Here is a 23,690-nt window from a genome sequence, read left to right on the forward strand (position 1 = left end):
CTTGTTATAGATACCTAAGATAGCTATGGGAGCAAGGAGAAATGCCAATACTTTGTTTCTTGTATAGGTTTTCTACTATTTTGATAGCTTTCGAGGCATCTGCTAAATTGTGTCCATGACCTTTCAAGATGGAACTATATACTTTTGTATGAAGGTTGTTAAATCCAGAGGAGAATTCAATTTCGTGGTCATTGATCAATAAAGATCTATAGGTTGAAAGCCCATTTTTTACTGCTATATCTGGTAGGTGGTTTTCATTGATAGATAGAAACCAGCGTACTCTAGCTTTTTCGAGTTCAAAGTAACCCGACATTACATCTGCTTGATTCACATGAAGCTCGCTTTTTTGTACATCGCCAAATAGCCAGTAGAGTATGTCGAAAAAGTGTATTCCAATGTTAAATCCTAATCCACCAGATTTTCGATATTCAGCCTTCCAAGTGGTCTGATACCAAGGGCCACGAGATGTAATATACGTTAGGGTCACTTCGTGTTTTTCTTTTTCTGTCTCATTATTGATTTTTGTTTTTAGGTTTTGAATAGCATCGTGTTCTCTAAGTTGCAGTATCGTGTAAACCTTCTTTCCTGAGCGATGTTCACGATCTCTTAGAAGATAGATATCTTGAGAACTGAGTACTAGGGGTTTTTCACAAATTACGTTGGAACCCATCTCTAGGGAAAGTAGTATATGAGGTTTATGAAGAAAGTTTGGGGAGCAAATCGTAGTAAAATTAAGTGAGTCTTTCAGCTCTGTTGAGACATAGCAGTGATACTCCTCGAATGTCTTGAAAAAGCAGATACTTTTCGAAAAGCTATCTAGAATTCCGACAGAGTCATTTTTGTCATACGCAGCGACAACTTTGTTTCCAGTATCATATATTGCTTTGATGTGGCGTGGTGCGATATATCCCGCAGCGCCAATTATTGCAAAGTTCATAATCGTCTCGTTCTAGTAAGATTTGGATTCTCAAATAATTTTGCACAGTATACCGTATAAATAAATTAGTTTGTTCAAATAGATATATTAAGGTGGAGTGAGAGAGTTACAAGGATAAAGAGTTCCGATAGTCATATAGAAAATATGCGATTTAGCTTGAAGTAAGTTTCTATATACAGCAAGGAAATATAGTGAAATGTGTGGGATTTTTGGAGTTATTACTAAGTGTGCTTTATCAGAGCATTTTTCGCAGTTAGGCTTTAACTCGCTAGTTCATCGAGGACCCGATGGAAAGGGTTATTCGCAAAGAAGAGTTAGCTCCTTTTGGGTAGGCTTGGGTCATCTTCGTCTTGCGATAATTGACATAGATGAGAGAGCCTCACAGCCATTTAAGTCTGACGATGGAAGATATGAATTGGTATTTAATGGCGAGATTTATAATTATGTTGAACTAAAGAAGGAACTGCAATGTAAGGGCTATACATTCAAAACAGACTCAGACACTGAAGTTCTTTTGTACGCATACGTTGAATGGGGTACTGAAGTCTTTGATAAGCTTACTGGAATGTTCGCATTTGTCATTCTTGATGTCATTGAACATCGACTTGTTCTGGCTCGGGATCCAGTGGGAATAAAGCCACTGTATTATACGCTCTCTTCTGACTCCATAACATTTTCTTCGGAACTGCCCTCTCTATTAGAAATTGCCAGTGACCACTCTGTATCCATTAACGAAAAACGACTCATAGAATTTTTAGGTCGGGGCATAAGTGACGATCGGCAAGAAACTCTCATAAATGGTGTATATCAGGTAGATCCTGGCAGTTTTATTGATGTTGATATGAAAGGTGAGAGGTTACAATTTATTAAGAAGAATTACTGGCAACCTGAACCAACTATTGCCAGGTCAAGCTCCTTCAGTGAGAGGAAAAAAATACTTAGGGACCTTCTTTTTGAGACTGTTGATCTACATATGAGGTGTGATGTTCCCTATGGTATTGCGAATTCGGGAGGAATAGACTCCTCGGCTATAGTTTGTATCGCCAGGCACCTCTATCCTAGCCGGGACTTACACACATTTAGTTTCGTATCGTCAGACCCTAAACTTACTGAGGAGCGGTGGATAGATGAGATAAATTGTTTAACAGGGGCGATTTCTCATAAGGTAGTGATAGAAGCAGAAGAGCTTAACTATAGTGTTGAAAATATTGCACTTCATCAAGGTGAGCCCTTCTTATCGCCAAGTATTATTGCTCAAAATAAGGTATTTGAGCGGGCTCAGAAATCCGGTATCAAAGTTTTACTTGAGGGGCAAGGTGCCGATGAAATTTTTGGGGGGTATTCAGGGTTTCCAGGGGACATTATTGCTGAGCTTGTTGTCCACGGAAAATTGGTCGATGCTGTTAAGTTTCTTTACAATAGTTCGAAGTGGCCAGACAGATCTCTCGCATATTGTATCGCAAAAGCTGTCGAGCAATTCACGCCGGATTTTCTCTATCGACTTATGAGGCTTTTAAGTAAACGACCTGTTTTACCCAAATGGGTTGCTAGCTTCGGCGTAGAGCTGGGAGGTCATTTTCTGAATTCGAATCACCAGAATCTTACAAGATCGAAACATGGAATTGGGTTGAAGGCTAGACTTGCGCACTCGATTACCACTGATCGACTGCCACAACTTCTGAGACACGGTGATCGGAATGCAATGATGTATTCGATCGAAAATAGAACTCCATTCATCACAACTAAAATCATCGATTTTGCACTTAGTCTACCAACCCATGATCTAGTCTCCAAAGAAGGGCAAACTAAATATATATTGCGCGAGTCAATGAGAGGAGTTGTTCCAGACTCTATCTTAGACAGACGGGATAAAATTGGGTTTGAAGCATCAGAGCGTGGACTAATATCTAGTAATAGGGACTACCTGTTGAATGCTGTTCTACTCGCAGGCAAATCAAAAGTGTTAGATGAAGATTTCTTGACTCGTTCAGTGATGGATCCTAACACTGGAAGTATACCAATTTGGAGGGCTCTGTCATATTTAGCTTGGTGTAAATCTCTAAAAATTGAACCCATGTGATATCCAAGTGAGTTGTATGTATTATGAAGACGCTCTATGTTCTGACAAATAACTTTCCTTTTACCTTTAACAAGGGCGAATGCACTTTTCTTGAGAAAGAACACAAGTTTCTTGAAGAGTCATTCGACAGAGTCATCTATGTGCCCTTACACCCATTCGGAGAAAAAGCGTACGATGTTTGTTGCGACCTTAGACTTTCGAAGCTCTATCAGCGACCAAAGCTGATTGCAGCGGTTTTAGGTCTATTCAGTGGAACTGTAGCTGATTTTAAAAAATCGGTTGGTGCGCCATATGAGTATCTGAAGCTTTATCTTAACTGGTCTTGGCAGGCCAATGTAGCAGAGTTGTGGACGAACGAAATCATTTCAGCTGAGAAAGGAGAGCAACCTTTCTTTTACAGCTGGTGGTTCGTCGGAACTACTCTTGGTTGTGCCAGAGCGCTAAAGAAGATGAATCACCAAAGCCCGATTGTGACAAGAGCACATGGCTATGACTTGTATCCAGAGGACTATGGGTTGCCTGACCTTCCATTTAGAAGGCAGTCCATTGAGCTAGTAGATTTTATATCCCCTGACTCATTAGCGGGGTCCAAATATCTGATCTCAAAGTTCCCTGAATTTCGTCATAAGATTGGCGAGCATCTACTGGGAATAGAACAAAATATAGAGCGCTACTATGATCTTAGGAAAGGCAGATTTACCATTTGTTCCTGTTCTTCGATGATTGATTTAAAAAGAGTTGACTTGATAGCAGAGTCAGTAGTGAAAGTCTGCAAATCGAATTCTGAAACAAATTTCTATTGGAGGCATTTTGGGGATGGTCCGGATAGATACAAAGTGGAGAGTATTCTTAAAAAATCTACCATTAGTAATCTTGAGTGGGAACTCCAAGGGCATGTACCTTCTTCAGAAATCTTGGAATTTTACAAATCAAATGATATAGATCTATTTCTTCACTTGTCTAGAACTGAAGGTACTCCTGTGGCGTTGATCGAGGCGATTGCTCATAGTATTCCTGTTCTTTCGACCTCGGCTGGTGGGTGCCAAGAGATAGTTAATAATAAAAATGGAAAAATCATTCCAATTAATTGTTCAGCGGATCGAGTGGCGAGTGAGATATCTTCACTTCTCAGTAGGCCTGGCTATTTGCAAATGAGAATAAATGCTCATAGAACGTGGAGAACTAGTTACAACGCAGAGATAAACTATCGCAAATTTTGTTCGCTTATCCTTGGGCTATATAGACCTTCGATATAGAGGTTAATCTGTAGTAAGTATTTCGCTTATAACGGGCCTGAAGTATGGATCTCTAATCAACTGCTTAAGTCTTGAGATATCAGCCACCGAGGAGGGTATCTCATCCCTGATGACATGTATGATTTCAAAGTCATTAATTTCTTTGTATGCTTGAACTATCTGAATAAGAGAGGTAGGGGACCCACTTCCAATGTTCAGAATATCAAATTGGTGACTGTTTAGTAGACTATCTATGATAGTTGCTGCATCCTCTACATGGATGAAATCTCTTTGCGATTTTCCACTATTTGCCAAGGTGAAACCGATTTGGTTTTTGATGCAATGGTTTAACTTTGATAATACAGAAAACCTATCCTCGCCTCCAAATAAATTAAAAACTCTATAGACTTCACACTTAATTCCATTTTTTTCGCAGAAGTCGGCTATTATTTTTTCACAGAATAGCTTAGTTCTACCGTAATGATTGATGGGGCGGCAGTGTTGACTTTCGTTAGTGATGCTGGCTTTTCCATATACCGCCGACGAGCTAATATATGCAAAAAAATCAATATTTGAAGATAATGCTGCATTTAATAGTTTGCATGTTAGGCCCACGTTCGATTCGTAGTATTGATAAGGATCTACCTTTGGATCTAATTTTAAGTCGAAGGCCGCATGGAGAATCCCACTTGTATTGCTAGGTACAGCAACGGAATTCGTATCGAGATCCGTACGTCGAATCGAGATATACCTGTTTTTTCCACAGTGTCTTAGGTGGCGCCCCAAATTTCCACTTGATCCTGTCAATAGAACATTCATAATAATCTACCAATATGATTAGTTCCGTATAATTCCTTGTCGTATGTATTTAGCTAGATACTGCTCCAGTGTTATGGGTAGAAACAACAGCAAGCTTAGTTACAGAAAGTAACAGAAAAATGAAATTAAAGTTACGCAGAAATCAAATCTATGATTTGATCGTGTCTTCTTTTTCTTTACCTATGGCCACGCTGTTGTGTGGCGCGTATGAAGATTTTGATAACTACAGCGGTGTCCTGGCATTCTCTATAGCTGGTTTATGCAAACTATGCTTACTTCGATTTTACTTTATTTCAGATTCGATATGGCGATTTGTAGCCATTTTAGATATCAAAGTAATTCTGAAATTTTCAATATCCTCATCAATTGCTTGTTCTATAGTGTTGGTGTCATTCTTTTCATATTCACAAATAATTTTGCGTTTATTAGTGACAGACGGTTTATTGATTTCGTTTCTTCTCATGACAGCGAGGCTATTTTTTACTCGAAACTACAGAAATCTTCAAAGCAGCAAAGAAACATCGAAACAGCAGAGTTGTGTGATTATCGGAGCAGGTAATGCGGGACAGCAATTATATCGTGAGATAAAAAATTTTGCGCCCAAAGTCTACAATATAGTCTACTTTATTGATGACAACAAAACCCTATTTAATCGCCTGATATTCAGAACTAAGGTAATAGGTCCCATATCGAACCTTGAATCAATTATAAAAGAAAATAGGATCGATGTGGCATTTATTGCTATACCTTCTATGAGCAAAAAGAGAAGGAGTAAAATAATCCATGAGTGTATTTCACTTAATATTCAAGTTAAGACTCTTCCATCATTAAGCGATATCATCGATGATAGAGTTCATTTTAGTGAAGTAAGGCCAATAAATATTGAAGATATTTTACTGAGGGATGAAGTTTGTCTGAATAAGAATCTGGTTGAAAAAGATATAAAAGATAAAGTAATCTTGGTTACCGGTGCCGGAGGATCAATTGGTTCTCAACTTTGTCGTCAAATAGTTAAATTCAAGCCAAAGACTGTCCTATTATTTGAAATTTGCGAGTATTTTGCATACAAGCTGGAGCAAGAGCTCACTGACCTAGAAATATCGACACCATTTATTACTATTGTGGGTGATGTTAGGAATGATAGTCGAGTTAGAGACTTAATTCGGACTTACAGACCCAGTATTATATTTCATGCTGCGGCTTACAAGCATGTGCCACTTATGGAAACGAACGTTTCAGAGGCAATAAGCAATAATATTTGTGGGACTAGAGTAGTGGCTAGGGCGGCAAGTGACTACAAAGTTGAAAAGTTCATCTTAATTTCTTCTGATAAAGCTGTAAACCCAACTAATGTCATGGGTGCAAGTAAAAGAATTGCGGAAATTGTTTGCCAGCAGATAAATGAAATTAGTCAAACGAAGTTCATTGTTCTGAGATTTGGAAATGTAATTGGCAGTAATGGGTCAGTAGTCCCACTTTTTCTGAAGCAAATCAAATTAGGGGGTCCAGTTACTGTCACTCATCCAGAAGTAACGCGATATTTCATGTCTATTTCAGAAGCATGTCAATTAGTTCTGCAAGCCGCTTCTCAGGGGAATGGAGGAGAAATCTTCGTTTTGGATATGGGTGATCCGATTAAAGTGCGAGATTTAGCTTCGAAGTTGATAGAGCTTGCTGGACTCGTACCAAATGATGATATTGATATTGTCTACACAGGCCTGAGAAAAGGAGAAAAGTTGTACGAAGAACTATTAGCAGATAAAGAAACTACACTTCCTACCATTCATCCAAAAGTAAAAGTTGCTAAGGCTAGAAGTTTAGACCCATCATTGACTCCTCTTATCGATAACATCCTGAATAGTATTACAGAATCTTGCAACCGCGATGATGTCAGAGTGCAATTGCAGTCTATTGTTCCGGAATATGACTATCGCAACTTGGGAGGGGCTCTAAGGCCGACTGAAGGCTATACCGGGCCATTGACCAACCTCAACTAGTTGACGGGAGCAAGAGACTTCAATTCTATTGCATCGATGGCTTTTGGTGTCGTCTCCAGTACCACCCAAAGGCTATACCTAGGGCCGATTTGCATTTAATTTTGAGATTTCGCGAAAATATCAAGCTTAAAAGATATTTTGACATAATGTCAAGTTGATCAAGTTCCGAATCACACCGAGCTTGCTTATATGCTAAGCTGCCACGGATAAATTTTTTTTCGAACGAATTTAGGTAGGGCTCATGTAGCTTGTATAGATAGTTAATCTTGTTGAAGTCACTTTCAGTGGTGTGACTGATATTATTTGAGTCGGTCCAATATACTCCAAGTGCTTCTTTAATAGCTAAGATTTTGGCTCCACTTCGAGCGACGCGTAGCCAAAGATCGAAGTCTTCAATTGCAAAGAGCTTAGGATCTTCGTTTAGATACCTGAGGTCGACGAGAAGATCTCGTCTCATAACTACCGATGAGTTTGCGATGCAGTTGCCGTACTCTAAGAGATCAATGTAAGGTCGTTTTCCTAGCTTACGTGGCATGATCTTACCTAATCTGCCGGAGTTCGAGTTGTGATCCATTGCATGGTATATGAAATCATATTCATTACAGTAATTTAGCAGTGCACTAAGTTTGTTAGGGTACCAATAGTCATCAGAATCTAGAAAGGCAACAAACTTGCCAGATGAATTTTTGATGCCGTGATTTCGACTTGCAGCAATCACCCCGTTATTTCTGAAATTGAGTAGCTTTATCCTAGAATCTTTAAATGTCTCTACAACTGCTACTGTATTATCTGATGAATAATTATTTACAATTACAATTTCGAAGTCTTGAAAGGTTTGATTAAGAACCGATTTTATCGCTCTAGGTAGACAATACCCATGATTAAATGTCGGAATAATAATGCTGAAATGACTCATGGTAAACAAACTCATCTATACTTGTGAGCAGAACTCTAGCGTTTCACGAATACTTTTTCTGAAATCTTTTTTTAGAGAGTGTCCGGACAACTCAAGCTTTCTATTGGATAGTTGCAGGGTGAATTGATCTTTCTGTATGTCATTAGTCGTTATAGAGGGCCTAAATCCAATGTGTTTTTCACATTCATTCTGAATTAGATTTGCCAACTCTAGAATCGAGAACGAGGTAGAGCTGCAAAGATTGTAAGTCCCATTTAGAGCTGCCTCATCTTTTAAAACTTTAAGTAGCGTTAGTTCAATGTCATCAATAGGAATAAAATCACGCTGTGAGCCTGGTGACTTCAATACCATATTTTTGTTTCTAATTGCTTGTAGACATAGATCATTCGCCACTAGTGACCACCGTCCCATGTCGGAAGATACTGGAGCTCCTATAGCGTTGGATAGTCGAAATATCGTACAATTTGCGCCAGTTTGTTTTCGGATTGAATTAACAATGTCCTCAGCAGATCTCTTTGAGTATCCATATGGGTGGGTAGGGAAAGTTGGTGTGTTTTCATCGTAAAAGCCTCTTAGGGGTGAATCGTAGACATGTACCGTAGAAAAGTAAACGATTCTTGGTATATTTCTCATTGATGCGGCTTGAAGGAGCTCATAGGTGTAGAGCACGTTTGTTTTAATAGCGTCTGAGGGAGATTCAGCACATTTCAACTCATCAAGGCCCGCTAAGTGAATTAGGCAGTCAAAGCTATGATTCGAGAATAATCTAAGATAGTCAGATTCGTTCTTCGGATAGCCCAAGTTTAGGCTGTGACTCTTAAGTCTTTGGCGAGACGTAAAAAGAACATCTACGCCACTCAGTAATAGAAACCTCGTAAAGCGTTGGCCAAGATAGCCAGATCCTCCAGTGATAAGGACTTTAGTCACTAAACTTCTCTCTTATCCAAGGTGCTTTGGAATTTTTGTACATGTTATTCAGAAGCAAAAACTCCCTGTGTGTATCCATAGGTTGCCAAAATCCGTTATGTGGAAAAACTTTCATTTGATTGTCTCTTACCAAGTCGTTGATAGGATCCTTTTCAAAAACTAGGCTTTCACGATCATCAAGGTACTCAAAAATTTCTCTTTTGCAAACGAAGAAGCCGCCGGATATTCTTCCACCCGAAGACTGTGGCTTCTCATTGAAACCAATCACAGAATGGTCAGGCGTTGAAGCGATCTCTCCGAATCGGCCTGGAGGGTGGACTCCTGTCACAGTAAGAATTTTTCCATGGTATTTATGAAACTGAAGTAGCTCATCCAAATCGATATCTCCAACACCATCTCCATAGGTAAGCATGAAGTTATCGTCTTGCCCAATATACTTAGCAACCTTTTTAACACGTCCTCCTGTCATTGTGTTCAAGCCAGTTTCTGCAAGAGTAACTTTCCAGTCAATAGGTAGATTACTACCTAGATACTTAATCGCACGATTATCATCAAAATCAATCTGAAAATCGGATGTGTACACCCGATAGTTTAAAAAGAAATCTTTGATAACATGTGATTTATAGCCAAGGCATAGTACGAATTCTTTATGGGAAAAATATGAGTAGTATTTCATAATATGAAAAAGGATTGGATAAGGGCCGATGTTTATCATGGGCTTGGGGAGAGATTCCGATACGTCTCGAATTCTTGTCCCAAAACCTCCGCAAAGAATAACGGTTTTCACAATTAATTCCTTCTTAGCCGATTTCAATTTGGAATGTCTCATTATTATTGTAATCGTAGAGATATAAATCAACAATTAACTAGCTTTATCAAAATGGAGCATTATGTTTGACCACAGATATAGAGGAACAAGTGTACTTGTCACAGGACATACTGGATTTAAAGGAAGTTGGTTAAGTCAATGGTTACTGGACCTTTCAGCGCGGGTCACGGGATTTTCGCTTTATATACCAAGTCAACCATCAAATTATGAAGTACTTAATCTGCAAAATCGTATGGAAAGTGTTGAAGGGGATATTCGAAACTATAGAGACCTACTCCAGGTAGTCGAGAATACCAAGCCTGATATCATATTTCACTTAGCCGCTCAGCCAATAGTGAGTGCTTCGATTTCTGAGCCGCTGTCAACGTTCGAAACAAACATTGTCGGATCCGCTAATGTTCTTCAAGTAGCTAGAATGAGCGACTCCGTAAAGGCTGTTGTAATGGTAACAAGTGACAAATGCTATGACAATGTTGAGTGGGAGTTCGGTTATCGAGAGACAGATCGCCTTGGAGGAAAAGATCCATACTCTGCGTCAAAGGGAGCAGCTGAACTTGTTATTCACTCGATGATAAAAACTTACTTTCGCGGAGAGAGTGCGACTCGAATCGCTACTGGGCGTGCAGGAAATGTAATTGGTGGAGGAGATTGGGCTCTAGATCGAATTGTACCAGATTCAATTAGGGCTTGGAGTCAAGGATTAGAGCCAACAATTAGATCGCCAAACGCCACAAGACCTTGGCAACACGTATTAGAGCCATTGAGCGGCTATCTATGGTTAGGGGCTCAACTGCTTTCTCAAGAATGTAGAGTGCACGGTGAGTCCTTTAACTTCGGTCCGAACGCCAAAACTATTCAATCAGTTAAAGACCTGATTAAAGAAATGACCAGACATTGGGAGGGTAAATCTTGGAAAGTTAAGAGGTCTGAAGGCTTGACAGGAAAGGAAGCAGGATTGCTTAAATTATGCTGCGATAAAGCCCTAGCTAGACTAGACTGGGCTCCCGTACTGTCTTTTGGTCAGACTGTAGAGTATACCAGTAGATGGTATAAAAATTTCTATGATGCAAATTTCTGTATGGCTGAGGTGACAGAAAGTCAGATTCATGGTTACTGTGATTTGGCTAAGGAACAGAAACTGAGATGGGCTTTATAGATGATTTGGGGGGCAGATGATTGAAGGTGTAAAAATTGTTGACAAACGTGTTATTCGTGACGAGCGAGGAGCGGTCTTGCATATGCTCAGAAGAGATTCCGAAGATTATCATAGTGACTTCGGAGAGATATATTTTTCAAAAATTAGACAAGGAATAGTCAAAGGTTGGAAAAAGCATCTCATAAACATACAAAGGCTTGTTGTTCCCGTAGGTGAAGTTAAGTTTGTCTTGTTTGATACCAGGAAGGAGTCAAAGACCTTCAATGAAGTACTTACAATTTGTTTGTCTGAAGATAACTACAAGATGTTGGTCATACCCCCCAATATTACTTATGCCTTTCAAGGCATCTCGACAGGTGAATCACTGGTTGCGAATTGCTCAAATAAGGTCTTTGAGCAGGGAGAATCAGAAACGATCCCGGTTGAGTCCAATCTAATTCCATATAGATGGAAAGGGATTTAATGAAATCTTTGCCTAATCCGACCCTAGTTGGACTTCGATAACACTTTTGATTTGTAGTGGTTTGTGAAAAAAATGCGCCATATCTTCGTTGTTTTTGCGAAAGCTCTTTCTCAGAGTCTGGTAATTGTGTGCCACTTCTAGAGCACCCTCAAGACTCTTTCGATGTCGAACAGTAAAACAGTTCTCACATTGGATTGCTACCTCTAGGTTATCAAGGGAGTTGTCTAAAAGGATAACTGGAACCCCTTTTGACAAACATTCAAACATTAATGTGGTTCTTAGTGTACCAAATACAATGTAGAGATCTTGATTGAGAATTGTTGTAGGCGATATATCAGTAAATCTGTACTCTGGATACTGACGCTGGAGAATATCAGCAGTCAGCGGGTGAGCTTTAATTGCTATATTTGTCAGGCTAAGAATATTGGATTCTTTGGCTTGCTCTAAGATCAATCTAGATTCTTCAATGTAGTACGGCAAAACTAGGATGTACTCTACTTCCTTTCTCTCGCTTGTGATTGGTAAATTGTCCTCCCATAAATAGTGAAACCGATATGCTGGTATGATGGATACTTGAAGGTATGGGCAGATATTCTGAAGGTTGTCTTTAAAATACTTACCGATTGCAGCATATCGTCGTGGGCAGAGTTGAGCTTTGACTTCTTCAAAACTAGGTGCGAAGTGAAAGTCCCGACCATATACAGTTGCACCACCGTGATAACCAATGACTTTCTTCGTGATTTTGAGAGTCTTCGCTGCGATCATAAGAGATCTGTCTATGGGCTGGTTTTCAAACCAGTCGATGATAAGGTCAATTCTATCTCGATGATCAGAAAATATATTATAGTATGCTTTTTGAGCTAGTAATGCATTCCAAGTATCGAAAGATGCTGCTTCACTTATACAATATTTCCACGTTGAATTGGGGATATGTTGCGATTTGCAGAATCTGACTTCAAAAAAAAGAAACATAAATGCTTTGAAATAGTCAGATATTGAGAGAAATTGCTCTTTGTAAATAACAGTGAAAGGAGTTCTAGGGTTTTTGATATGCCTGAGAATCTTGGGCAGGTCTTTGAATCGAATTGCAGATAAATTAGCTATATAGATAATTCTATGGTCGTAGTCGTCGTGAAACCCTTCGAAGAAGTTATAATATCGATCTTCTATCTTCGATTGGTTTTTTATCATCATTGGTAGTAGAAACCAATCGACCATTATAATATTTTTAGATTGATTAATGTATCGCGGCTTAAGTTTATTAGCGAGATATAGAATTGCCAGAATAATGACTGTTTTTGCACCTATATATAGTCTTTTTACGGCATTAGAGATAAAATGGGGGTTTGTCAAACTTCTAGCTAGCTTTTCAATCTCGATATCATTGAGGTGTTGCTGCGCATTTACAAGGCTTTCGATATCTCTATAGTGAGGCGAAAGGTATCGACTTCTAGACATTGCGTTGAAGCAAGCATACCTACTATCATTTTTGACTACAGGTATTAATTTGCTGTAGTAGGCTTCGAAAATTGATTGAGCTCGAGTGACGCTATCAGTCGCCTTCTTTTGATTGTTCCTATCGATATGTACGTCTCTCTATCTAATTAAGCCCTCAATTGCAGCCAATCCCATTGCGAGGATTGCTTCTTCAGAGCTTCCCCCTATATGGGGGGTGCCAATGAAGTTGTCAAGTTTGATCAAGGGCGAATCAGTCGGTTCTATGCTAAAAACGTCACTAGCAGCACCGCGAAGCTTTCCTTCAACAAGGTGCTTATAGAGAGCATCCTCGTCGACTATCCCACCTCTTGATGTGTTGATTATATAGGAAGATTCGCAGACATAACTTAGAATACTACTTGACACCAGGTTTTTTGTCGACGAGTCTAGTGGAACATGAATAGTGATGATGTCAGATGATTTAAATAGATCTACTAAAGAAACATTCTGTATATTATATTTCTTACAGAAATCAAGATCTGGATCAATATCGTGTGCCAGGATCTTACCTGCAATCGGTTGAACTAAACGACTGACCTCTTTGCCCACATTCCCTAGGCCAAGTATTCCAATAGTTTTTCCAGAAACAAGGTTACCCGGAAGAATTTTCCAAGTTCCACTTTTTAGAAGCGAAGCATTAGAGAAAGTTTTGTTGCACAGATTTAGCATTAGTGAAAGTGTAAGCTCCGCAACACTCCTTTTATTGACGCCTTTTGTATATTGAATTGTTACATTATTTTTTTTGAGAGCTTGAAGATCTATTTTGTCTAGCCCTACTCCATATTTAGATATATGCTTTAAATTTGGGACTTTCTGTAAAAGTGTATCGTTTATTTCTTCAAGTGCGATGATTGCTTGATCTGCTTCTTTCAAGTAGTAAGCGAGGTTCTCACCTCTAAGCTTCTCACCTTGTTCGTTGTATATAATATTCGCCATAGGAAAATGCGATTCTAAATAATCCCGAAGTTTTTGATTTGCCGAGAAGGAGCGAGATGTTACTGCAATTGTATCCGTTATCATATGGATCCATACTCTTTTGATTGTTTGAGTCGCTCAATAAGGTAAGAACCCAATAAATGATCGAATATCATATGGACATCTTCAACAGGTCCATATTCGCCGGTGTTTGAGGGAACATGTAAGGAATGATTAGCAAATTTCTTCAGCTCACCACCATCGAATCCCGTTAATCCAACGGTAGTACCACCATTGATATTAGCCCAATCTATTGCCTTCAATACATTATTTGAGTTCCCGGAAGCACTTATAGCAATAACCAAATCGCCTTGGTTCATATGATTTCTTAGCTGATAAAGAAAAATATCATCATAAGTGTCATCATTTGCAATTGCTGTCATCACAGCTGCATTGTCAGTTAGTGCCAGGGCTTTGTAAGGCTTCTTATACGATCGAGTGCCTATGCTTAGATCATTCGCGAAGTGACTGGCAGTTGCAGCGCTACCACCGTTCCCAAAGAAAAAAATCTGATTGCCGCTATCTCGAGCACTATCTATTAATGCGAGAAAATTCTCCAGTTGCTTGCCATCGACAGATTCTAGAAGTGTCCCAATATAGTTGAAGTACTTTCTAGAGTAAGCATGAAAACTTTCGGATTCGCAATAAAACTTCTGCATCATAGTCATAATGACTCACCTATGGTTTCTTCATTAAGTTTATATTGATTCTTCCATTTGGGGTCTGAGCAATAAATTCGATAGACAAGCTTCATTGTTTGCATTGCTTCGAATGCTGATCCGTTGAGAATAGGTTTGTCAAAGTCAATACAATCTTGAAATTCATCGATTTCTCGTTTCCAAGATAGGTCTTTGTTATATCGAATAGTCTCTTCTAGTGGATCTCCCATGTCATCGTCATTTTTCCGTACTATTGTAATCGTTTCTGCTCCATAACTTTTTGAGCCAGAAAGGATTCCGGAAAGGATTACTGCTCCTTCAGAGAGAGAAATTTCTAGGTTAAACCTGTGCCTCCACTGAGTTGCTGAAGAATTTAGCATTCCTATAATGCCATTATTTGTTTTCATAATAGCGTAGGCATTATCTTCGACGTCATGATTCCAATACCTATTTGAGATGAATGAGTGTACTTCAGAAAATTCTCCGGCAAATAATCGGAATAAATCAACCATATGAATTCCTTGGTCTAATAGTATTCCACCTCCTGCTATAGATCTTTGTGTTCGCCAGTTACTTTTGTAATTTAATATTTTTGATTTCCCATAAACACCACGCAAGTTGATAACTTCACCAAGATCGTGCGTTGAAATAATTTCCATTGCTCTCATTATGGAGTCATGGTAGCGATGGTTGAATCCATACTTTAGTTTCTGCGACGGATGTTGATTAGAAACCTTTATGACACTGGTAATGTCTTCAACAGTTCTGCCAGGTGGTTTTTCACAAAATACGTGGCAACCTGCTTGCAAACCGAGAATCGTCGCATCTGGAGCTACATCGTTAGTTAAGCAGACGAACAGAGCATCTAGAGGCTCTTTTTCTATCATCGATTGGTAGCTAGTGTAGTGGCGAGCGCCACACTGAAGCCGTCCTTCCTCTTGGAATTTTTGGTCGCAAACACTTACCACTTCAAATCTAGGATTTAGATTTAAATAATCATGTCTACGTTTGCCAACGATCCCGTAGCCAGCGATGCCGACTCTGATCTTCATTTCCCATCCATGGTAGATTCTTGGTTACTTGGTATACTATCACTAATTGGCTGTTGAAGTATATGAGAATGTCTCTATATATTGCATATGTATTGCTCAACAATATCGCATTTTTCCATGACTTTGGATACAAATTTTAGGTCGTTGGGAGTATCAACTGGCCAGCTTTGGTCTTCAGTTAGAGGGCAGTGAATCTTATATCCATGCTGAAGAATACGATTCATGTCTATGGACTCTATTTCCTCTAGAGGGGTGGGATCCATAGATTGATAAGCTTTTAGAAACGAAGTTCGCATTGGTATTATAGCTACTTGTTTATATGACTCAGGAAGATAGTCTTTATTCATACCTAGTGCCACAGGAATAGAAGCGCGGGAGTAGTACAGAGCATAGTCATTCTTGTCACTGACAACTTTTACACAGTTTTTAGATCTATAGTCTTCTATAGTCGTTATTCTGTTTCTTAAATTCCAGATTGAAGTAGTTTTATCGTGCAAGTACGCAACGGCATCCTGAAGCATCTTGGGAGTTACTAGTGGCTCATCGCCCTGAACCAGAGTTACAATGTCGTATGAGTTGCCTTTGGCTTCAATCTTTCTGATTGCTTCTTCAACACGTTCCGTTGCTCTATCATGGGTGTTTTTGGTCATTACTGATTCTATGCCGATTGTTCTGGCGTAGTCTGCAATTTCTTGATCACAGGTTGCAATGACTACTTCATCGAAAACACCTGAGAGCTTACACCTTGCTGCTACATGACCTATCATGGGTTTTCCGGCGATTAGTTTGAGTGGCTTACCAGGAAATCGAGTACTTGCCATACGAGCTGGGATGATACAAATATTCTTCACAATATTTCACCAGTTCCTTTGAGAAAAAAATCTTCAAACTTAGACCTCATTAGAATCATATCCGTACTTAATGCTAAGAAGTTGTAACCTTGTTCAATATGTTGGTTTAGTTTATTGGAATCTAGATGAATGATATGAGCACCAATATCTAGGTTGAAATTAGTTGCTGTATTCGCGACTCGTTGAATGGCGTTTAGAAGATCGCTGTGGTTAAGTTGGCCTATTATGCCCATGGAGCCACTAAGGTCATATGGACCAATGAAAATGCCGCTCAGTCCTTCTACTGAGCAGATCTCTTCTATGTTTCGAACAGCATCTATATGTTCTATTTGCACGATCAATTCTAGATCTCGATTTTTTGAAAGATGATCGTCAAAGGCAAAGCCGTACTTATGTGCTCTGCCTAATCCCACCGGGCGCTTGCCTTTTGGAGGATAAAATGCAGCTGAAACAGCATCTTCAGCTTCCGCACGACTATTCACCATCGGAACAATGAGGCCGTCGACGCCGGTGTCTAGTGCAAACTTCATTGCACTCACTTGATTTTCGTTTACTCTAGCAAAAGCTTTTTTGCCGTTGCCTTGAATGACTGCAACACAGTCAAATAGCTCTTGTCTATCGACCGGTGAATGCTCCAAATCAATGCAGATCCATTCAAGACTGTCCAGATGTGAAATACAATCAGCAATCATAGGGTGTGGGCAAGTAATCCACCCTCCAAATCTTTGATTTCTATTGATAGCTGTCACTATATTCTCCAAGTGTCGTAATTATCGAAGAAGATATTTTCAATAGTTCCGTTAGATGCAAAAACCTCACATTTATAGGTGTTCCAATCAATTTTAATGTCAATTCTTCCTCCTGAGCGCTCTACAAGGTGGCATCCTGCTGCAATATCCCAAATGTATATATCTTTCTCGTAGTAAGCATCGATATTGCCCTTAGCAACAGCTAAAAGACTCATGGCTGCTGATCCGAACATCCTTACTTTTTTAAACGAGCGTAATGCATTTAGAAAATGGTTTCCTTGGCTAGGAGAAAAGTTGACCTCTAGGGGAAAACCAGATGCTATCACACTATTTTCTATTCTGATTTCTGATGAGACGCTGAGGTCTGACCCAAGGTATCTACTGTTACGAATATCTGTAGATAGGTAGTGCTTTCTATTTGGAAGGTCATAAATCAGTCCGAGACAAGGTACGTAGTCCTTTAACAGTGCTATTGATGTGCAGTAGATTGGAATGTTGCGAGAAAGATTGTAGCTTCCATCCAGCGGATCAATAATCCAAGTTGGACTATTGGTTACTTTGATGGGGTTACCCTCTTCAGAGAGAACAGAGTGATTAGAGGTGAGTGATAGAATAGTTGATACTATTGTGTTGATTTCCCGATCTGCAAGCATCTTTATATCGTTTTTATCACAAGATAAAATATCTTTGGGTATCTTTTGCGAATAGTCATCAAGGCTTGAAATGACTTTGGATAGAAACGCATTCTCATTTCCTTTTAGCACTTCTGCCATCCCTACCATAGTGTGATCTATCTGACCTGCGTCTGAATATATAGTTTCCAACTTGAGGACTTATTCCTGATTTGCTTGAAGTGGGGACTTCCTGAAAGCCAGACTCTTCAAGAAACTGTCGAGTTTGTCGATCATCAGGAAGGTCTAGATTAAACTCTATCAATAGAGACTTTAGATTATGGTTGTTAAGAAGAGATCGAGAGCCGGATATTATGAGGCTCTCTAGGCCATCAACATCAATCTTTATATGATTAGGGCACTCTAGACCTAGATTATCATTTAGTTCATCAAGAGTTAAAGAAAGAATTCCTTGTTTGAATTCTTGCTTAAACCTCCTTTGATTGTAGTCAATGTTCTCACCAAAGTTATGTAGTGCCGCTCCAGTTTTGAACTCGGAAAGGTAAAGGTAATCGAGCTTCTTTGTGTCGCTTATGGCAAGATTGTATGCGGTTATAAGGTGATCAAGTTTATTAGCGTAGATGTTTCGATTTAGGAGTGCAAAATTTTTTGATTCAGGTTCGAATGCATATACCTTAACACCCTTTATCCCTGCATAAAGAGAGTATAGGCCGATATTCGCGCCTATATCAAAAAGGATATCTCCATTATTGAAAGTATCTATCCAAGCTATTGTTTCTGGCTCTTTATCAAAGAATGATTCGTACCTCCAAAAAGTTAAGCTATTTTGATTTTCAAGTAGTATTTTGCCGTGTGAAGTCGTAACGGAAGTCATTGATTCTGAGTTTTCTTTTATCAAAGAGTTAATAGAATTTGCTTTCGAAAAGAAAGCTTTTGAAGTTTGTATAACTCTGTTTTTTAGAGCTTGCTTTATACCGTAAATCACTTCTCTATCCATAATTAAATTTTAAGCTGAATCAACTAAAGACTCTCTTCTCATGATCTCTTTCAATCTCCGAACTGATTCAGGCCAGGTATAACGACGAGCAACTTCTAAGCCACCTGAAGCAACAAAACTCCTAAGTTGTCTATTATCTATTAAAGTAGAGATGTTATTCACCATTGTATCTACATCGTAAGGTTCACATGTCATACTGTTCTGCATATGGATACAGTATTCTTCTGTGCCATCGATTGCAGTTGTGCACAGGGCTGAGCCAGATGCCATGGCTTGAAGAGGGGGTGTTGCAAATCCGCTATATATCTCTGGCCAGACAAAGATGTCTGCTCTTCTCAGTGCTCTAGAGTAGTCGTCACCATAGCAGAACCCAATATTCTCATCAAACAACCCTCTAAATTCCTCTGTCACATTTCCAATGGAGATAAATTTTACGGTATTTCTGCTGCTATATTTTCTACGCAGAGACTGAATAGCCTCGCAACCAAATCTTAGTCCTTTTTGAGGCTTGGGAGTGCAAAAAAGCATAACGTTTATAATAGCATTGCTACTTGTCTGTCTCTTTTTGAATTCCTCGAAGTTTATACCAGGTGGTACTAACCCTACAATTTTTAGACCTTTTCTTTCTGCTACTTGCATATTCCGCCTGCTCTCAGCGAAAACTGGGACATTGCATGTTTTCAGAATGTTGAACTCTTGAGTGAACCACTCTTTCATCAAAGGTGATGGGTCCTTTTCAACTGAGTCATAATTTAGATGAATAGAAGCTATTACTTTGCCCTTACTCTTGTCTAATTTTGTTAGGCGAGGAGTCAAGTAGTTTCCGGCAAGGAATCCTATATAGTCCGCCTCTGGCATATTGCTATTGTTTGGATAGCATAGAAACGGGTTAAAACGGATACTTGAATGGACGTTTCCTATACGTAGGCCCTGCCATTTATAGGTACCAATTAGTAGTTCAAAAAATGCTTTTAGTGTAGCGAACTTTCCTTTTGATGTAGCTATTTTATAGCAGGCCCAAAGTTTCTGAATAGTCGAGCGAGCAAGGTGGGGCTTAATGCCTCTAAACTTTTCTTTTGATTGAAATTTTATAAAATCAATATGATCAACAAGTGGGTAAGAAATGATGATAGTGTGATCTTCAATCATGAGATTTGACCACTCAAGTGCAATCCTACTTAGACTATCCACTATATTTGCTGGCAAAATAAAATTAATAGTAGGCTTATGCATAATGTTCAACAGTCTTTCTCATCCACTGAAGCGTACTCGCTAATCCGCTATGAAGTCCAGTTTTAGGCTTCCAATATGGCTCTAGTTTAGAAATATCAGCGATAAAAGTTGGTTTTTCGTCGATTCTAAGATCCCGCCAAATAGTTTTCGTGAAATCATTTTTAGTAAGATATACGATTTTTCTGACGACATCTCTCGGTGTAGTTACCAAGGATACTCCCCCTCCAACATCGAAGATATTGTTCATCATTTCTGGAGTTTTGATTTGCTTAAGAATTAGGTGCGCCGCATCTAGAACATATAGGGGGTCACGTCTTTGATCTCCATTTCCAGCCAAAGTAATAGATTTTCCCTGTAAGTTTGCTTGAATAAACCAATTTACCCAGCTTTTATCAGGTGCAGAGAAGCTGTATTGGTGGGGACCGTAGAGAGTTACAAAACGGTTAATAATGAGTGGAAGTGATAAGTTACTTTGAAACTCTTGAGCATATATGTCTGCGGCATACTTTGAAGTTCCATAGAACGATCTAGGGATGTTATCACCTAGTGGGTATATCTTCGCAGTAGAACTCAGTATGAAAGGCGTTGGTTCACCTCTACTGGCCCATTCGAGAAGGTTGAATGTTCCGATTAGATTTTGCTCGAAATCGAATCGAGGGCTTTTGTTACTTGCCGAGGCAGAAGTATTTCCGGCTAAATGGACGACAAAATCAACATGAGGTAACTTTTTTAGATCCCTAGGGTCGGAAATATCACACGAAATATATGTAAAGTAATCATGAGAGCAATAGTTGGCTAATCTAGGTGGACAACTTCGAGAGGCGCCAAAAACTTGATAAGAATTCTCAAGAAGTAGTTGAGTTAAATTGAAACCTAGGAATCCATGCCACCCTGTGACTAGTATCTTCATCATGTTAACCCTCTAATCAACTAGAGAGAAATTTCAGACTTCTCATCGAAACTGCTTTGTACTTGGGAGCTTCTAGAGCTTCCTGAACTTGCTTGCGTATCAATAAATTTCTTGAACACCTTGCACATGTAATCCAAGTCGTCCTCATCAATGCCTTGGTGTATTCCAATTAGAAAGGAATCTTTCATAACTCTATCACTGTTTTTCAATGAGTCGGCTTTTCGATACACAATATTCTTATATGCTTCATGGCGTAGAATATTTCCTGCGAATAGCAATCGAATCTGAATACCATGATTCTCTAAGTGTTCGAGTAGTTCGTATCGCTCGAATGGAATATTCTCTTTAAGTGTAATTGGCAATGAAAGTAAAGAAGGTTCAAGATGACTATCCCACTTTGGTAGTTGAAATAGCTCGCTATACTCCCTAAGAAAATTCATCATGTAGTCAACATTTCTTTTTCTAATTCTATTGAATTCAGCTAGTCTCTTTAGCTGTACTAACCCGAACGCCGCTTGTAGCTCAATAGTTTTGAAATTATAGCCTATTCTATCGTAGGTGTATTTACTGTCATAATGTATACCATCAACTTTATGCTGAAATCTCCTACTGAAGTCTTCGCCTTCTCTAGTCCAGTACTTCTGAAATTCATCTGCTCTTCCCCAGTCTTTAAGAGATCTAGCATTGTACATGATCTCGTCAGAGTCTGTAACAAGCATGCCACCACCGCCAGCGAGAGTTAGGTGATGAGTAGCATAGAAGCTAAAAGTACAGAGATCTGAGTACTTCCCAGAAAAAAAACCATTTACTGTAGTCCCTATCGTATCGGCAGAGTCTTCAACTAAGTATAGATTGTGTCGATTACAGATATCCCTAAGTGCGAAAGTATCAAGAGGGCAACCAAAGGCATGTGGGGCGAATACAGCTTTCGTTTTTGGGCCAATATATTTTTCTATACTTTTTATATCTAGATTTAAAGTCTCTATGTCGATATCGCAAACCATAGGTGTGAGTCCGCACTGTATAATCGGATTAAATGTAGTAGGAAACGTGCAAGCAGGTGTTATGACTTCGCTGCCTTTAGGGAGGTTTAACGCAGAAATTGCGGAAAGGTTTGCAGATGATCCTGAGTTAACTAAAACGCCATGCTTCTTTTTGACTAATTCTAGAAATCTATTTTCGAACTCTAGTGTATACTCTCCACAACCCAACCAGCCAGTATTTAGGCTTTCGATGACGGCTGTCTTTTCTTCGGCACCGTGAACTGGTTTAGCGAATAGGATTCTGCGAATCGGAAGGCTATTTTCCATGAGGAGCTCCAAAGTGAAACATAGACATCAAAGATTGACCCATAATAGTGGGTCTGTAAGCTATCAAAAACAGTGTTTACCGCTGGCTTAGTTTAGTAAACGCTACATTTTCTCATAATTATACTCAAGTGGAAAATCGAGATGTTTAGTTCAATTGCTGGCCTTGATTTCTGTTGTTGCATATCTAGCTCTTGAAGACGAATTCTCTAACACCTTTTTAGGGTCTGATTTCAATGTGTTCAATTTTTCTTATCTATAATCTGATTAGAATATCTTTCTAAGACGTTATGTGTATCTACTCCTCCGTACACTAATTCACTTAATAGGTTTGATTTATCTGGCAATTGCCCACCGTTTTGAACTAAGTTAACTTGATCTAGGGCTTCAGTCTCATTCTTCACAATTATTACAGCTCCAAGTTTTTCAAAAACTAGTTCATTGGTATGTAGATACTTAGGGTAGATAACCGGTTTTTGCAGCTGTATAGCATCGAGCGAAATACTTGACCCTAGATCGAGAACTATATCAGATTGCAAAACCAGGGATATTGATGGGGTATTTCTGTCAAATGTCACATCCCCTAGCATAGAGAGATGGTATTCTTCGTGTTCTTCTAACTCAGAGACACCTAGTCTCGGATGATATTTGATAATCAAGGAGATGTCCAATTTGGCTAGTTTAGCAAGGAGTGAAAGTGTAGCAGTGCGATTCACATTATTATGCCACTTTGGTGAGAAGAAGAGTACCACTGGTCTTTGATCAACTGCTGCTCCTGACTCGCCGTATATTCCTGACTTGCCGTATATTTTAGAAAGAATCCCAATCCACTCTTCAGAGAATCTTGCACTACCCCAGGTTCTAGCTACTGAAGGCTCCATTCTGGCTAGCTTGATGTAGCTGTCCATGTGCTTTCTATTTGCAAAGACATAGGTATCGAATACATTTCTATCTTGAAAAGGTAAGCTACCTCCGTTTTGTGCCATCACCGTTGCTACATGTTTGTTAACGGCAAAGTTCTCTTTAAGATTAACACCATGAGGCAAACAAATAAGTCGTATTCTTAAGTTTTTTGCAGCCCTTAAGTGTTGAGTTCTTGAAGAGTCCCAGAAGCTTCTTTTTAGCCATCTTAAAAACCGAAAAGGCGGTCTAGTAGATGGAAGCCCGTGACCCCATTCAATGACAAATGTAGAGATACTATTTAGTTTAAATATCGCCGTTAATAGCCAGCTGTTGGTAAGAAGCTTCCTTAGTTGACTACTTTGAATCTTTGATATCCAAATTAAAATCTTTATTGAAGAAAAGTTTTCGAACGTCTTGAGAAATAGAATTCGGGGGTCGTCCTCCAAGGTTACCGATTCTTGGTAGCTATACTTCACTACAGCCCCTGATAAAAGGAGCTTGTAAACTACAGGAACTAAGTGATCAACATCGACACTGTTATTGAATAGGAAAAAGATTGTTTTCGG

The 23,690-nt window shown here is 39.2% G+C and carries 22 protein-coding genes; 5 read left to right on the top strand and 17 right to left on the bottom strand.

All coding sequences use genetic code 11. The features are described 5' to 3' along the window. Nucleotides 1-4: 4 nt before the first annotated feature. The gene (locus B9N89_RS27080) at nucleotides 5-937 is read right to left on the bottom strand and encodes a Gfo/Idh/MocA family oxidoreductase (RefSeq protein WP_200820799.1); all 933 of its coding nucleotides are present in this window, start codon (nucleotides 935-937) and stop codon (nucleotides 5-7) included. Between the two features lie 196 nt (nucleotides 938-1,133). On the opposite strand from B9N89_RS27080, the gene asnB reads away from it, so the two are divergent. Together asnB and B9N89_RS27090 are read left to right on the top strand one after the other, a co-directional pair. Then, on the top strand, nucleotides 1,134-3,017 hold the full coding sequence (gene asnB / locus B9N89_RS27085) for an asparagine synthase (glutamine-hydrolyzing) (RefSeq protein WP_132324805.1): 1,884 nt from the start codon (nucleotides 1,134-1,136) through the stop codon (nucleotides 3,015-3,017). 23 nt (nucleotides 3,018-3,040) lie between these two features. Next, entirely contained in the window at nucleotides 3,041-4,273 is a 1,233-nt protein-coding gene (locus tag B9N89_RS27090) for a glycosyltransferase (protein WP_132324802.1), read from the top strand. Nucleotides 4,274-4,276: 3 nt separating this feature from the next. On the opposite strand, the gene B9N89_RS27095 is transcribed toward B9N89_RS27090, so the two are convergent. Further along, nucleotides 4,277-5,071, bottom strand: a complete 795-nt coding sequence (locus B9N89_RS27095; RefSeq protein ID WP_132324799.1) for an NAD-dependent epimerase/dehydratase family protein — start codon at nucleotides 5,069-5,071, stop codon at nucleotides 4,277-4,279. Nucleotides 5,072-5,139: 68 nt separating this feature from the next. On the opposite strand from B9N89_RS27095, the gene B9N89_RS27100 reads away from it, so the two are divergent. Then, nucleotides 5,140-7,068: a polysaccharide biosynthesis protein gene (locus B9N89_RS27100; RefSeq protein WP_132324796.1), complete on the top strand. Its 1,929-nt coding sequence runs from the start codon at nucleotides 5,140-5,142 to the stop codon at nucleotides 7,066-7,068. Nucleotides 7,069-7,093: 25 nt separating this feature from the next. Here B9N89_RS27100 and B9N89_RS27105 read toward each other — a convergent pair whose 3' ends face one another. Genes B9N89_RS27105 through rfbF form a run of 3 tightly spaced genes read right to left on the bottom strand, consistent with a single transcriptional unit; the run spans nucleotide 7,094 to nucleotide 9,698 of the window. Beyond that, a complete protein-coding gene (locus tag B9N89_RS27105) occupies nucleotides 7,094-7,999 on the bottom strand; it encodes a glycosyltransferase family 2 protein (RefSeq protein ID WP_132324793.1) in 906 nt (301 codons plus the stop codon). Next, entirely contained in the window at nucleotides 8,000-8,911 is a 912-nt protein-coding gene (locus B9N89_RS27110) for an NAD-dependent epimerase/dehydratase family protein (RefSeq protein WP_132324790.1), read from the bottom strand. Beyond that, the gene (gene rfbF, locus B9N89_RS27115; protein WP_132324875.1) at nucleotides 8,904-9,698 is read right to left on the bottom strand and encodes a glucose-1-phosphate cytidylyltransferase; all 795 of its coding nucleotides are present in this window, start codon (nucleotides 9,696-9,698) and stop codon (nucleotides 8,904-8,906) included. The genes B9N89_RS27110 and rfbF overlap by 8 nt, the downstream gene beginning before the upstream one ends. 103 nt (nucleotides 9,699-9,801) lie before the next feature. On the opposite strand from rfbF, the gene rfbG reads away from it, so the two are divergent. Both rfbG and B9N89_RS27125 read left to right on the top strand, forming a co-directional pair. Next, on the top strand, nucleotides 9,802-10,896 hold the full coding sequence (rfbG, locus tag B9N89_RS27120; RefSeq protein WP_132324787.1) for a CDP-glucose 4,6-dehydratase: 1,095 nt from the start codon (nucleotides 9,802-9,804) through the stop codon (nucleotides 10,894-10,896). Nucleotides 10,897-10,912: 16 nt separating this feature from the next. Then, complete coding sequence (locus tag B9N89_RS27125; protein WP_132324784.1) at nucleotides 10,913-11,359, top strand: dTDP-4-dehydrorhamnose 3,5-epimerase family protein; 447 nt, start codon at nucleotides 10,913-10,915, stop codon at nucleotides 11,357-11,359. A 12-nt stretch (nucleotides 11,360-11,371) separates the two neighbouring features. On the opposite strand, the gene B9N89_RS27130 is transcribed toward B9N89_RS27125, so the two are convergent. From B9N89_RS27130 to B9N89_RS27185, 12 genes are all read right to left on the bottom strand, one after another. After that, nucleotides 11,372-12,817, bottom strand: coding sequence for a hypothetical protein (locus B9N89_RS27130; protein ID WP_132324781.1), 1,446 nt, complete (start codon nucleotides 12,815-12,817; stop codon nucleotides 11,372-11,374). A gap of 138 nt (nucleotides 12,818-12,955) precedes the next feature. Then, a complete protein-coding gene (locus B9N89_RS27135) occupies nucleotides 12,956-13,876 on the bottom strand; it encodes a phosphoglycerate dehydrogenase (RefSeq protein WP_132324778.1) in 921 nt (306 codons plus the stop codon). After that, the gene (locus tag B9N89_RS27140) at nucleotides 13,873-14,499 is read right to left on the bottom strand and encodes a D-sedoheptulose-7-phosphate isomerase (protein WP_132324775.1); all 627 of its coding nucleotides are present in this window, start codon (nucleotides 14,497-14,499) and stop codon (nucleotides 13,873-13,875) included. Before B9N89_RS27140 ends, B9N89_RS27135 begins: the two co-directional genes overlap by 4 nt. Further along, nucleotides 14,496-15,542, bottom strand: coding sequence for a Gfo/Idh/MocA family protein (locus tag B9N89_RS27145; RefSeq protein WP_132324773.1), 1,047 nt, complete (start codon nucleotides 15,540-15,542; stop codon nucleotides 14,496-14,498). Before B9N89_RS27145 ends, B9N89_RS27140 begins: the two co-directional genes overlap by 4 nt. 74 nt (nucleotides 15,543-15,616) lie before the next feature. Further along, entirely contained in the window at nucleotides 15,617-16,393 is a 777-nt protein-coding gene (gene kdsB / locus B9N89_RS27150; RefSeq protein ID WP_132324771.1) for a 3-deoxy-manno-octulosonate cytidylyltransferase, read from the bottom strand. Beyond that, nucleotides 16,390-17,142 (bottom strand): HpcH/HpaI aldolase family protein, encoded by a 753-nt coding sequence (locus B9N89_RS27155; RefSeq protein ID WP_132324769.1) that lies wholly within the window; start codon nucleotides 17,140-17,142, stop codon nucleotides 16,390-16,392. Before B9N89_RS27155 ends, kdsB begins: the two co-directional genes overlap by 4 nt. Beyond that, nucleotides 17,142-17,915, bottom strand: a complete 774-nt coding sequence (locus B9N89_RS27160) for an inositol monophosphatase family protein (RefSeq protein WP_159455672.1) — start codon at nucleotides 17,913-17,915, stop codon at nucleotides 17,142-17,144. The genes B9N89_RS27155 and B9N89_RS27160 overlap by 1 nt, the downstream gene beginning before the upstream one ends. After that, a complete protein-coding gene (locus B9N89_RS27165; RefSeq protein WP_132324761.1) occupies nucleotides 17,890-18,771 on the bottom strand; it encodes an FkbM family methyltransferase in 882 nt (293 codons plus the stop codon). Before B9N89_RS27165 ends, B9N89_RS27160 begins: the two co-directional genes overlap by 26 nt. 9 nt (nucleotides 18,772-18,780) lie before the next feature. Next, on the bottom strand, nucleotides 18,781-20,004 hold the full coding sequence (locus tag B9N89_RS27170) for a glycosyltransferase family 4 protein (RefSeq protein ID WP_234996177.1): 1,224 nt from the start codon (nucleotides 20,002-20,004) through the stop codon (nucleotides 18,781-18,783). Beyond that, entirely contained in the window at nucleotides 19,997-20,917 is a 921-nt protein-coding gene (locus B9N89_RS27175) for an NAD-dependent epimerase/dehydratase family protein (protein WP_132324757.1), read from the bottom strand. The genes B9N89_RS27170 and B9N89_RS27175 overlap by 8 nt, the downstream gene beginning before the upstream one ends. Before the next feature lie 17 nt (nucleotides 20,918-20,934). Then, entirely contained in the window at nucleotides 20,935-22,224 is a 1,290-nt protein-coding gene (locus B9N89_RS27180; RefSeq protein WP_132324755.1) for an aminotransferase class I/II-fold pyridoxal phosphate-dependent enzyme, read from the bottom strand. A 239-nt stretch (nucleotides 22,225-22,463) separates the two neighbouring features. Then, nucleotides 22,464-23,600 carry a hypothetical protein gene (locus B9N89_RS27185; protein WP_132324753.1) on the bottom strand — a complete coding sequence of 379 codons (1,137 nt, stop codon included), beginning with the start codon at nucleotides 23,598-23,600 and terminating at the stop codon, nucleotides 22,464-22,466. Nucleotides 23,601-23,690: the final 90 nt, after the last annotated feature.

The sequence above is a fragment of the Pseudobacteriovorax antillogorgiicola genome, assembly GCF_900177345.1.
Lineage (GTDB): Bacteria > Bdellovibrionota_B > Oligoflexia > Oligoflexales > Oligoflexaceae > Pseudobacteriovorax > Pseudobacteriovorax antillogorgiicola.

Coding starts and splice junctions, on each gene's coding strand:
- B9N89_RS27080 (WP_200820799.1), bottom strand. CDS start 937: ATGAACTTTGCAATAATTGGCGCTGCGGGATATATCGCACCACGCCAC.
- asnB (WP_132324805.1), top strand. CDS start 1,134: ATGTGTGGGATTTTTGGAGTTATTACTAAGTGTGCTTTATCAGAGCAT.
- B9N89_RS27090 (WP_132324802.1), top strand. CDS start 3,041: ATGAAGACGCTCTATGTTCTGACAAATAACTTTCCTTTTACCTTTAAC.
- B9N89_RS27095 (WP_132324799.1), bottom strand. CDS start 5,071: ATGAATGTTCTATTGACAGGATCAAGTGGAAATTTGGGGCGCCACCTA.
- B9N89_RS27105 (WP_132324793.1), bottom strand. CDS start 7,999: ATGAGTTTGTTTACCATGAGTCATTTCAGCATTATTATTCCGACATTT.
- rfbG (WP_132324787.1), top strand. CDS start 9,802: ATGTTTGACCACAGATATAGAGGAACAAGTGTACTTGTCACAGGACAT.
- B9N89_RS27125 (WP_132324784.1), top strand. CDS start 10,913: ATGATTGAAGGTGTAAAAATTGTTGACAAACGTGTTATTCGTGACGAG.
- B9N89_RS27130 (WP_132324781.1), bottom strand. CDS start 12,817: ATGTCTAGAAGTCGATACCTTTCGCCTCACTATAGAGATATCGAAAGC.
- B9N89_RS27135 (WP_132324778.1), bottom strand. CDS start 13,876: ATGATAACGGATACAATTGCAGTAACATCTCGCTCCTTCTCGGCAAAT.
- B9N89_RS27140 (WP_132324775.1), bottom strand. CDS start 14,499: ATGACTATGATGCAGAAGTTTTATTGCGAATCCGAAAGTTTTCATGCT.
- B9N89_RS27145 (WP_132324773.1), bottom strand. CDS start 15,542: ATGAAGATCAGAGTCGGCATCGCTGGCTACGGGATCGTTGGCAAACGT.
- B9N89_RS27160 (WP_159455672.1), bottom strand. CDS start 17,915: ATGGCAGAAGTGCTAAAAGGAAATGAGAATGCGTTTCTATCCAAAGTC.
- B9N89_RS27165 (WP_132324761.1), bottom strand. CDS start 18,771: ATGGATAGAGAAGTGATTTACGGTATAAAGCAAGCTCTAAAAAACAGA.
- B9N89_RS27170 (WP_234996177.1), bottom strand. CDS start 20,004: ATGCATAAGCCTACTATTAATTTTATTTTGCCAGCAAATATAGTGGAT.
- B9N89_RS27175 (WP_132324757.1), bottom strand. CDS start 20,917: ATGATGAAGATACTAGTCACAGGGTGGCATGGATTCCTAGGTTTCAAT.
- B9N89_RS27180 (WP_132324755.1), bottom strand. CDS start 22,224: ATGGAAAATAGCCTTCCGATTCGCAGAATCCTATTCGCTAAACCAGTT.